We start from the raw sequence: 5,907 nt of genomic DNA, 5'->3' as shown, positions 1-5,907 counted from the left end.
GAGGAGGTCGAGATGGCCGCCGCGCCGACCTTCGTGCGCTACATGGGCACGCCCAACGGCACGCCCTACGGCTATCAGGTCCGCCTGGACGACGGCATTCCCATGCGCTGCATGAACGAGGGGGAGTACCACCTGATCCCGGGCCTGCACTTCTGCGGCGCGACGGGAATCCTGACCGACGGCTACAACTGCGCCGCGCTCTCGGGCGCCATGTCCGCCCAGCACGTGGTGAGGCGGATCGCCGCCTTCGACGCCAAAGACATCCACTAGGAGGAGAGACGATGGCAAGCAATCTCAACCAGGTAAAGGTGGCGGACTTCACGCGGATGGCCGCGGCCCGCGGGGAGCAGATCCGCCTCGCGGTACCGAGGGAGCTCCCTCCCGAGGCGAGCTACTCCGCCAACCGCCTCGCCGCGGAGCTGCACCCCGATCACCAGCACCTGGTGGTCTCGCGCGTGCGCGACGTGGGGGACGGCATGTGCTGCTACACGCTGGAGCCCGACGTCGCGGCGGGCACCAGCCGCATCGCGTACTTCGCGGCCGGGCAGTACCTGAGCCTCAACCTCGACGTGCGCGGCATGCCGGTGACGAGGGCCTACTCGATCTCGTCCTCGCCGCGCATGGCGCTCGAGGGCAAGATAGAGGTCTCCGTCAAGCGCGTCCCCGGCGGGCTGGTCTCCAACTGGATCCAGGACAACTGGAAGGTGGGCACCAAGGTCGACGCCTCGGGCCCGCTTGGGAACTTCACCTACGAGGGCATTCGCGACGCGGGCACGGTGATCGCCGTTGCCGGCGGCTCGGGCATCACGCCGTTCCTCTCGATGGCGCGGGCCATCGCGGACGGTGACGAGGACTTTCGCCTGGTCATTCTCTATGGATGCCGGACCCTGGACGCGCTGTGCTTCAGGGACGAGCTCGAGGCGATCCAGCGCCAGACCGACAAGGTGCGTGTGGTGCCCGTGCTGAGCGACGAGGAGAGGCCCCACCACGAGCACGGGTTCATCAACGCCGAGCTCATCGCCAGGTACGCGCCGGCGGGGGAGTACTCGGTGTTCGCGTGCGGGCCGCAGGCCATGTACCGCTTCCTGGACGGCGAGCTGCCCAAGCTCGGCCTGCGCCGCAAGTTCGTGCGCCGCGAGCTCATGGGCGAGCTGCATGGCCCCAAGGGCCTCGACGGGTATCCGACGGACGCGGACGTTCCCGAGAGCGTCGAGGTCACGGTGATCCGCGAGGGGTCGAAGTGCACGGTGACGGGCTCCTCCGACGACTCCGTCCTGCAGATACTGGAGAAGAACGGCATTGCCGCGCCGAGCCACTGCCGCAGCGGCGAGTGCGGCTGGTGCCATTCGCGGCTGGTCTCGGGGAACGTCTTCTGTCCGGTGAGCGTGGACGGCAGGCGCGAGGCGGACCGGAAGTTCGGCTACATCCACCCGTGCGTGACGTTCCCGCTGGGGGACCTCACGATTGAGGTGCCGTCCGTGCGGTAGGGAGGCCACGCGCTTCTCGACCGTATGGTGGACATATGGCAAGTGCCCGGGGACGACGGGGGCCGTCTCCGGGCACTGCCTTGTATCGGTTGTCTGTGGGGTGCGCCTACAGCGCGTGGCGCGCACTCCTGATGGCACCCCTCACGACGCCGTGGGCCATGCGGTACGTGAGCGCGAGGTAGCCGCCGTAGACCAGGGCGAAGATCACAAGGCCGACGCCCACGTTCTCGAGGATGCTCGCGTGGCCAAACGCCTGCAGGACCTTGTTGACGGCCGCCGTGGCGCAGATGCTGTGCGCGAGCCCCACCACGAGCGGGAGCGCGAAGGCAAAGGTGACCTGAGCGCGGAGCGACTCGAAGATCGTGCGCTCGGGGCAGCCAAGCTCGCTGAGCGTGCGATAGCCGGCGGAGGTGTCGGACGCGCTGGAGAGCTGCTGGATCGCGAGGATGGCGGCACAGGCGATCACGAGCACGAAGCCGATGTAGATGGCCATGTACGAGATGAGGCCGGTCGTCGTGGTGCCCTCGACCGCGGACTCCGTCTTGGTGTTGGAGGCGACGTACAGCGTGTCGTCCTCGGACGCGAGCTGGTCCCTCACGCGCTTGACGGCATCGTCGCCCTTCTCGGTCGAGACCTTGTACCTTACGTTGAGGCTCCAGGTGTAGTTGGGGAGCTTGGCGGCAACGGCGTCGGGAACCACGTAGATGCCCGGGGTCGAGCCCACGGAGTCGTTGAGAAGGACGCATGACGCGTCGCTGATGGCCGTGGCGCGGGCGGGCGCGAGCCTCTGGCCTGCGGCGTCGATGGAGTAGCCCTTGGCGAGCGCGGAGTCCACGAAGCCCGTGAGCTGGTCCATGTTGCAGAGGTAGAGGTAGTGGCCGTCCTCGAGCGTGACGGGCCTCAGCCCCAGGAACCTGCGGTGGGCGTTGTAGTCGGAGACGGAGATGGCCTGGTAGGCGACAGAGTTCTCGAAGCCGGTGGGGATGGGCTTGCCCGTGAGGGAGGCCATGTCGTGCAGCGTGTCGATGGTGAGGATGCCCCTCTTGTTCGACACGATGGCCGTGCGGATCGTGCAGGTGCGGCCGACGGAGGAGAGGTCGACGCCGGCGCGCCTGGCGGCGCCCTCGAAGTCGATGGTGCTCCCCTTGTGGCTGGTGCCGGTCACGAACACGGACGCGTCGAAGGGGGTGCCCTTCTCGTACGCCTTGTTGAGGGTCGAGCAGATGCTCATGCCGGAGGTCATGGACGTCATCGCGAAGAACAGGATGAGCGAGATCATGCCCATGGAGACGGCGGCCGTGTTGACGCGCGAGGCGATCTGGCGCGTCGTGAACATGTGGAGGCCGCGCCAGTAGAAGCCCTTGAGGCGCGCGAGCACGAGCGTGAGCGCCCCCGCGAAGCCGTAGAAGAAGACGAACGTGCCCGCGACCACGATGGCCGTCGTGAGGAGGAAGTCGTTGGTCGTGGTCGCGCCGTTCTTGGGGTCGCCGCCCAGGGGGAAGCCCTGCGTGGTGAGGCGCCAGTAGGCATAGCCCATGAGGAGAAGGCCGACCACCGTGAGCGCGAGCGAGAGCGGGAGGTGACGCACGAACTGACGCTCGTTCCTGCGGCCGGAGCTCATGAGGTCCACGAGGCGGACGCGCGAGAGCGAGATGCTGTTGAGGACCATCATCACGAGGAAGGTGAGGGCGAAGCAGCCGAAGGTGAGCGCGAGGGCCTCCGTGGAGAAGAAGAACCTGAAGTGGGTGACCTTGGTGGCGAACATGTCGGCCGTGACGAAGAGCAGGAGCTGCGACACGAGCGCGCCGAGCGCGATGCCCACGACGAACGACGCGAGGGCGACCATGAGGGTCTCGAGCGTGAGGATGGCGTTGACCTGCCCGGCGCGCATGCCGAGGACCTGGTAGAGGCCGAGCTCCTTCTTGCGGCGGCGCATGAGGAAGTTGTTGGCGTACACCATGAGGAAGCCCATGATGACCGCGAGGAAGACCGTGACGCCCTGGAGGATCTGGCCCACCTGCTTGAGCAGCTCGGACATCGTGTTGGACAGGAAGTCCGCCTGGACGGAGATGGTGTTGAACGCGTAGAAGACGGCAACGCCCATCACGAGCGTGAGGAAGTACACGGCGTAGTCGTGCACGAGCTTGCGCATGTTGCCAAAGGCGAGCTTAGCGAGCATCATCGACCCCTCCCTGCACTGCGACGACCTGCATGATCTTCTCGAAGAACGCGCGGCGCGAGTCGTTGCCGCGGTGGATCTCCGTGAAGACCTTGCCGTCGCGAATGAAGAGGACCCTCCTGCAGAACGACGCGGCGGTCTCGTCGTGCGTGACCATGAGGACCGTCGCGCGCTGGGAGCGGTTGATGGCCTCGAGGCTCTCGAGCAGGAGGCGGGCGTTCTTGGAGTCGAGGGCGCCCGTGGGCTCGTCGGCGAGCACGAGCTGGGGGCGCGTCACGAGGGCGCGGGCGCAGGCGACGCGCTGGCGCTGGCCGCCGGACATCTGGTAGGGGTACTTGTCGAGCACGTCCGAGATGCCGAGCGCCTTGGTGACCTTCTCCACCGAGTCGAGGATCTGGTCGGCGGGGACGCGGCCGATTGTGAGGGGGAGGGCGACGTTCTCGCGTGCGGTGAGCGTGTCGAGCAGGTTGGAGTCCTGGAAGATGAAGCCGAGCTGCGTGCGGCGGAAGTCCGCCAGGCCGCGGCGGGAAATGCGTGCCGTGTCCGTGCCGGCGATGCGGATGGTGCCGGAGGTGGGGGTGTCGATCGTGGCGATGCAGTTGAGCAGCGTCGACTTGCCCGATCCCGAGGGGCCCATGATCGCGACGAGCTCGCCCTTCTGCACAGCGAGGCTGATGCCGTTGAGCGCCTTGGTCGTGGCGTTCCTGCCCCCGTAGACCTTGGTGAGCGCGGAGATCTGGAGGACCGGCGCGTTGGCGTTTGCTGCTATGGCGGACGGGGCCGCCTGGAAGTGACGTGACATCGAAGCTCCTTCGGTCGCGGTGTTGACTGCTGCCCATCATATTGGCCGAGGGAGCGTGCGGGTGCCATCGATGCGGCTTACGCCGCCTTACACTTCTGTAAGGTTCGCGGGACTGCCGCCCTGACCTGCGGCGACGTCACGCAGCATGCGCGAGCGCTCGCGCGGGAAGGCGATCTCGAAGGTGGTGCCCACGCCCATGCGGGAGCGCACGCTGACGGCGAGGCCCATCTTCTGGCAGAGCGTCCGCACCAGGTAGAGGCCCATGCCGGTCGACTTCTGGTGGCTCCGGCCGTTCTGCCCGGTGAAGCCCCGGTCGAAGACGCGGGGGAGGTCCGCCTCCGCGATGCCGCAGCCGTTGTCGCTCACGGCGAGCACGGCCCGCTCGCGCGCGGTGCCGGCGTCCTCGACGCGCGCGGAGAAGGACAGCCTGGGCGCCCGTCCGTCCGCCTCGGGCCGCGCGCGGTACTTGACCGCGTTGTCGATGAGCTGCCCGAGGACGAAGTCCATCCACTTGGGGTCGCAGTAGAGCTCGGGCACCGTTCCGTCCGGCTGCGCGAGGCCGCTCAGGTCGACGGCCATGTGCGCCTCGATGAGCGTGCGGGCGCGCGAGCTCACGGCATCCTTCACTAGCCGGTCCGCGGGCACGGCCCTGACGAGGTAGTCCTTCTCCACCGACGTGCTCCGCGCGTAGTAGAGCGCCTGCTCAACGTAGGAGTCGATGCGCCCCAGCTCGCGCGAGAGCTGCGCGGTGTCCGGGCTCTTGGTGTTGGCGAGCATGAGCCGGCAGGCCGCGAGCGGCGTCTTGACCTCGTGCACCCAGGTCTCCACGTAGCGGCGGTACTCCTCCACGCCGGCCTGCGCCTCGTTGCTTTCCGCCTGCGCCGCGCGCACCACGTTCTGGATGGCCTGCCACGCGAGGTCGCCCTCCGGGTACTCCGGCTCCGGCAGGTCCCTGGCGAGCGACACGGCGTCCTCCCCCTCGCGCGCGAGGACGGAAAGCGCCTCGTTGAAGCGGTGCTGGCGCAGCCATCCCCAGGCAAAGGGTATGGCCTCCAGGATCGCGCAGATGATGAGGACGAGAAGGACGCCGTCGCGGCCGACGCCGAGGGGCGGGAGCAGCACGGCGACAGCGACGAGCAGGAGCAGCGAGCACGTGACGCGCGCGACGTGGCTCTTGAGGTAGTCCCAGGGCCTCATGCCCGCTCCAGCCTGAGGGCGTAGCCCTGACCGCGGAAGGTGACGACCGCGCCCCTGAGGCCCAGGCGCCCGAGCGTCTGGCGGAGCCGATTCACGTTCACGGTCAGCGTGTTGTCGTCCACGAAGGCCTCGCTCGTCCAGAGCGCCTCCATCAGGTCCTCGCGCGAGCAGATGCCGCCCCTGCGTCTCATGAGGAGCTCGAGGATGCGGAGCTCGTTGCGGGAGAGGTCGGTGGTCTTCTC

Annotated in this window: 6 protein-coding genes; 2 read left to right on the top strand and 4 right to left on the bottom strand. The window is 67.9% G+C overall.

What is annotated here, in order from left to right:
• Both ACI38Z_RS00905 and ACI38Z_RS00900 read left to right on the top strand, forming a co-directional pair.
• Positions 1-270 (top strand): hypothetical protein (locus ACI38Z_RS00905; RefSeq protein ID WP_439788312.1); only part of this gene is annotated, 270 nt, incomplete at its 5' end.
• 11 nt (positions 271-281) lie between these two features.
• Positions 282-1,487, top strand: coding sequence for an FAD-binding oxidoreductase (locus tag ACI38Z_RS00900; RefSeq protein WP_439788311.1), 1,206 nt, complete (start codon positions 282-284; stop codon positions 1,485-1,487).
• A 106-nt stretch (positions 1,488-1,593) separates the two neighbouring features.
• Here ACI38Z_RS00900 and ACI38Z_RS00895 read toward each other — a convergent pair whose 3' ends face one another.
• From ACI38Z_RS00895 to ACI38Z_RS00880, 4 genes are all read right to left on the bottom strand, one after another.
• Positions 1,594-3,669: an ABC transporter permease gene (locus ACI38Z_RS00895; protein WP_439788310.1), complete on the bottom strand. Its 2,076-nt coding sequence runs from the start codon at positions 3,667-3,669 to the stop codon at positions 1,594-1,596.
• A complete protein-coding gene (locus ACI38Z_RS00890) occupies positions 3,656-4,468 on the bottom strand; it encodes an ABC transporter ATP-binding protein (protein WP_439788309.1) in 813 nt (270 codons plus the stop codon). Before ACI38Z_RS00890 ends, ACI38Z_RS00895 begins: the two co-directional genes overlap by 14 nt.
• Positions 4,469-4,555: 87 nt before the next feature.
• A complete protein-coding gene (locus tag ACI38Z_RS00885) occupies positions 4,556-5,665 on the bottom strand; it encodes a sensor histidine kinase (RefSeq protein WP_439788308.1) in 1,110 nt (369 codons plus the stop codon).
• A partial coding sequence (locus ACI38Z_RS00880) for a winged helix-turn-helix domain-containing protein (protein WP_439788307.1) occupies positions 5,662-5,907 on the bottom strand: 246 nt, incomplete at its 5' end. The genes ACI38Z_RS00885 and ACI38Z_RS00880, both read right to left, overlap by 4 nt.

Source organism: Parafannyhessea sp. (genome assembly GCF_051876455.1).
GTDB lineage: Bacteria > Actinomycetota > Coriobacteriia > Coriobacteriales > Atopobiaceae > Parafannyhessea.
The sequence above is the reverse complement of the archived record's forward strand: the minus strand, read 5'-3'. Positions and strand labels throughout refer to the sequence as shown.